Annotated in this window: 4 protein-coding genes; 1 reads left to right on the forward strand and 3 read right to left on the reverse strand. The window is 69.7% G+C overall.

From position 1 onward, the window contains the following. The first annotated feature begins 263 nt into the window (after window positions 1-263). Window positions 264-671: a DUF2784 domain-containing protein gene (locus ACYVM4_RS18535; RefSeq protein ID WP_460669507.1), complete on the forward strand. Its 408-nt coding sequence runs from the start codon at window positions 264-266 to the stop codon at window positions 669-671. 204 nt (window positions 672-875) lie between these two features. Here ACYVM4_RS18535 and ACYVM4_RS18540 read toward each other — a convergent pair whose 3' ends face one another. The 3 genes from ACYVM4_RS18540 to ACYVM4_RS18550 all read right to left on the reverse strand — a co-directional run. Continuing rightward, a complete protein-coding gene (locus ACYVM4_RS18540) occupies window positions 876-1,424 on the reverse strand; it encodes a hypothetical protein (protein ID WP_460669508.1) in 549 nt (182 codons plus the stop codon). After that, window positions 1,421-2,602: a DUF6544 family protein gene (locus tag ACYVM4_RS18545; RefSeq protein ID WP_460669509.1), complete on the reverse strand. Its 1,182-nt coding sequence runs from the start codon at window positions 2,600-2,602 to the stop codon at window positions 1,421-1,423. Before ACYVM4_RS18545 ends, ACYVM4_RS18540 begins: the two co-directional genes overlap by 4 nt. An 83-nt stretch (window positions 2,603-2,685) precedes the next feature. Further along, on the reverse strand, window positions 2,686-4,177 hold a 1,492-nt coding region (locus tag ACYVM4_RS18550), incomplete at its 5' end, for a DUF4389 domain-containing protein (RefSeq protein ID WP_460669510.1).

The raw sequence follows: 4,177 nt of genomic DNA on the forward strand, positions 1-4,177 counted from the left end.
CGTGGGGTGAGCTCATCGTCGCTTCCCGCGCCGTTCGATGGAAGAAGCATTATCCGGACTCACTGCTCAGCCTAGGACCACCACCGCCCTTCCGTATCAGGCTCACCCCGGTAGGGTCCCAGCACCGGTGTCACACTTCACCGGTGGGCTCGGCTGGGCGTCGAGACGCTGGTGCTTTTCCGGCGGCGGCTTCTATGCTGGCGAGGCACGGTCGGGCTGCGCATCGACGCGGGTTTGGGCCACTATCGATAGGCGGGGGGCCCATGGGGGCGCGTGTTCTGGCCGGGGGTGTTCTGGCCTTCCACTTCCTCTTCGTGCTCTTCTCGCTCTTCGGCGGGTTTCTGGTGCTGTGGAAGCGGTGGCTTCTCTGGTTCCACCTGCCCTCGGTCCTGTGGTCCTGCCTGGTGAATCTGCTCAGCGGTGTCTGTCCGCTGACCCCGCTGGAGAACAGATTCAGGACCCTGGCCGGAGAGGCCGGCTATGCCGGCGGGTTCATCGAGCACTACCTCGGCCCCCTGGTCTATCCCGGTGGGATGCCCCGCCGGCTCGAGCTGGTCGCGGGGTTCTCCGTGCTGGGGTGGAACGCGGTGGTCTACGCCCTGGTGGTGGCCCTGAGCGGCACGAGCCACGCCTCCGGCGCCCATCGCGGTGGGCCACCGACAGGCCGGTAGCGCTGTCCGTGTGCCGGTGGTCGGCCCGGCCGCTCTCCGGCATCACGACCTCTCTGCCGGACAGTCACCCGATGGTGCTTCGCCGTTGACGGGAGTGTTGGAGGCTCGGTGCACGGTGCGATGGCCCTGGTGTCGTGGCCTGCGCCCCTGCCGGGACCGTGTGCGCCGGGCGGAGGACCTGCGGATACGCCGGTGCGCTCGGGGTCAGTAGTACCAGGCCCAGATGAGCCCCAGGGACAGCGTGTGGACACCGGTGAAGCAGATGGCCGTCCCGAGGTACATCCAGGGCCGGTATCGGGGGACGAAGTGCAGCGTGGAGCGTAGACCGATCCCGAGGAACACGATGATCGAGGTCCACGCCAGGGCCGTGAAACCGACAGCACTGGTGCTCCACGCACTGGTGGGTGCCCACACGACCGCCGCCCACGCCCCGGCATAGCTGGTGAGCCCCAGGATGTAGACGGCAAGCACCGGCCGGGAGCGGGGATCGTGCAGGGAAAGGGGCATCAGCAGCGGGGCCCCCAGGACCACGACCCGCAGACCCGTTTCACTCCACGACACCCAGCCCGGGATGTCCGGTCCTGGACTGCCCGGCGCCAAGGGTCGGGGAAGCCGGCCGGTCAGCGCCAGGTCAAGGACCAGGATCGGGACGATCAGCCAGAACCGGTTCCGCGCCAGGGGTACCCAGCCTCGGCGCGCGGCCGTCACCTGCAGCGGGGCCTCATCCGGGGCATCGGATGGGGTGCCGCTCATCGGTGCTGGGTGCTCAGTGCGGCCACGTTGTACTCGATGGAGTCCAGGGTGAAGCGCAGGTAGGAATAGTCCCCCGCCGGTGCGTGCCAGATGCCCTGGCCGTGTTCCATGAGCCGGTGCGACCCGAACCGGCGATAGCCGGCCACAGGGGTCGACCAGGGCATCGTGGTGAACGATTTTCCGTCCGCGGATCTGGCCCCGCGTCCGTCCGCCACGAAATTCGTCAGCTCCCCGCGGTCGTTGAAGAACAGGACCGCGCCGATGGTGCGGCCCGCATGGGTGAACCACGCTTTGACGGTGTGCTCATCGATGTCCTGCCATCTGATGCCGGGATCGCTCAGGGCCCCGGGGGCGAACACGCACAGGTCGTTGAACAGTGTCACGGTCTCGGCTTCGTCCATTTCCGGTCCTCGGGCGTCGACCACGGTCGCGACCGATGCGACTTTGACCCGCATCGTCGCCCAGGCCCCGATGAACCGGTGGAACGCTTGGACGGGGATGCCGAACCGCACAGCGTCCATGAGGAACAGGCGCGATGGTGGGTGGTAGGAGTTGTCCTGCCGGCCAGTGAAGGACATCCAGGTGGCGTCCGGGCCGCTGCGGATCTGTCCGTGGAAGCGCGCCCGAAAGTTCCGCACCCGCGGCTGTCCCACGGCACCGCTGAGCCGCACGTAGCGTTGCACCACCGCAGGAAGCTGCCCGAGATCGGCTTCGGTGAGCAAGGGTGTCGCGGGGGCCCCAGCGCGGTCTCTTGAGACGTCGCGGGCGTACTGGGCCCGGAAGCTGCCGGGTCCCTCCGCGAGGAATCCCAGCACCACGCCCGCCAGGACCACGAGGTTGGCGATCGTCGCGTACCGGGCATCGGCCCACGAGGTGATGACCACCGCCTGGGAGGCGAGGAGCGCGCCGGCACCCACTACCCACCACCGTGCCGGGGAGGTGAAGAGGGACACCGCGGCCACCCCCAGCAGGGCCGCAGCCACCAGCCACAGCAGGCCCAGCGGCGCATCGATCTGCCGGCTCAACTGTGGGATCTCAGCGATCCCCAAGCCCTTCGCGGCACCCAGGAGATGGATGAGCCCGTGCGCACCGAGGAAGACCGCGAACAGGATCTTCACCACGGGGGCCACCCTGCTGCCGCGGCCCGCAGGATCATCAGCCCACCAGAATGTGGACAACGGCCGCCCTCCTCGTGGTGTGGTCTGCGCGGCGGGCTGACGAATCCACTGACGGCTAGTGCCCCGTCTCAGCGCCCTCCCGTTCAACCCTCCCATGGTGGGCGGTTCTGCTGTTCCGGTGCGCGGTCTTCCGACCCCGGACCCGGCGCCGGCGACGGTCGGTCGATCGGTGGGTCGAGGGGTCCTTGGTCCAGGCGGAACGGTGGGTACTCGTCGCGCATCAGCAGCACGTAGGCGCTCACCCGGTAGACCCAGCGGTTGAGCCCCATCACCAGGGCGAAAAGCCCGTAGCGGTAGCGGCCGGTGAACAGCAGGATCACCGCGGCGATGAGCACCAGCACCCCCAGCAACGACGGACCCCAGGTCGTGGTGGTCGCCTGCCCGGTCTCGTCCCACTGGTTGCCCCAGGTGCCGGTGCCGCCGGTGAGGACCCCGACGATGAGCAGGTGCGGGATCGCCAGCAGCCACCACTTCACCAGCACCAACCCGCGGGACAGCCGTGCCGGGTAGGCGACGTCGAAGTCGGCCGGGTAGTCGGCCGCGGCCAACGTGAACGGCGGGTACCGGTCGGTGCCCAGGGCGGAGTAGGCGTAGAAGCCCACCCGCCAGGACCAGCGCAGCACCCCGACGTTGAACACGAACCAGGACCGCGGATAGCGGCCGGTGAACAAGATGGCGAGCCCGGCAGCGATCGTGGTCACCACCAGGGCCACCCACAACAGGGCCAGGACGATGAAGTGCGGGATCGCCAGCAACCATTTGACCAGCCACAATCCCCGGGAGAGCCGCTGGTCCAAAAACCCGGTGACCCGCACCGGGTAGGCGGACGGTGCTGGGCCGCCGTGTCCCGGGTTCTGGGCCAGGGCGGCCCCGGGGCCCTCGCCTTGGCGGGGACGGGCCGGGTCGATGTCGCGGCCCAGTCCCCTGGTCCCGAGCAGCAGCAGCGGGATCCCGGCCACCAGCCCGATCAAACCGGCGCTCAGCAACCCGGTACCTAGGGGGCCGAGCACCTCGGTGCGGGCCCCGGCCTGCAGGTCCACCCACACCGGGCGGGTCGCGTCGGCGTTGAGCACCACCAGTGACCACTGGCCCGGTTGCAGGTCGAAGGTGAGCTCCTGGGTGCCGGCGCCGGAGGCCGAGGCCACCCAGATGTCCTGGGTTGCCGGATCCGCCGGGACCCGGGTCCCGGCCGTGGTGCGCTGATCATCGTCGTCGTCGGACCAGGACAGGGACCCGGGCCGGGGGCCGGCCGCGTTCCAGGAGACGTCCCCGAGAGGGCTTTGGGGCACGTCGCGCAGATAGGTCGAGACGTCGGAGGCTTCGGCGATACCGATGAAAATGGCCTGGTCCGGGACCACCGGGGTGACGCGCACCTGCACGCCGGCCAGGTCCCCGACCGGTGGCACCCCGGGCATCCCGGCCTCGCCCGGATCGATGATCACCGAGGGGGTGATCAGGGCGTAGCCGGTGGACTGGAACCGCTCCGGCTCCCCCGTCAGGTACCGCCCGTCCTGCTGCGCGGCGGCCGCGCCCAGCAGGACGGCCCCGCCGATGCTGGCGCCCACCCCGAGCACC

This window comes from Kocuria himachalensis, assembly GCF_054784195.1.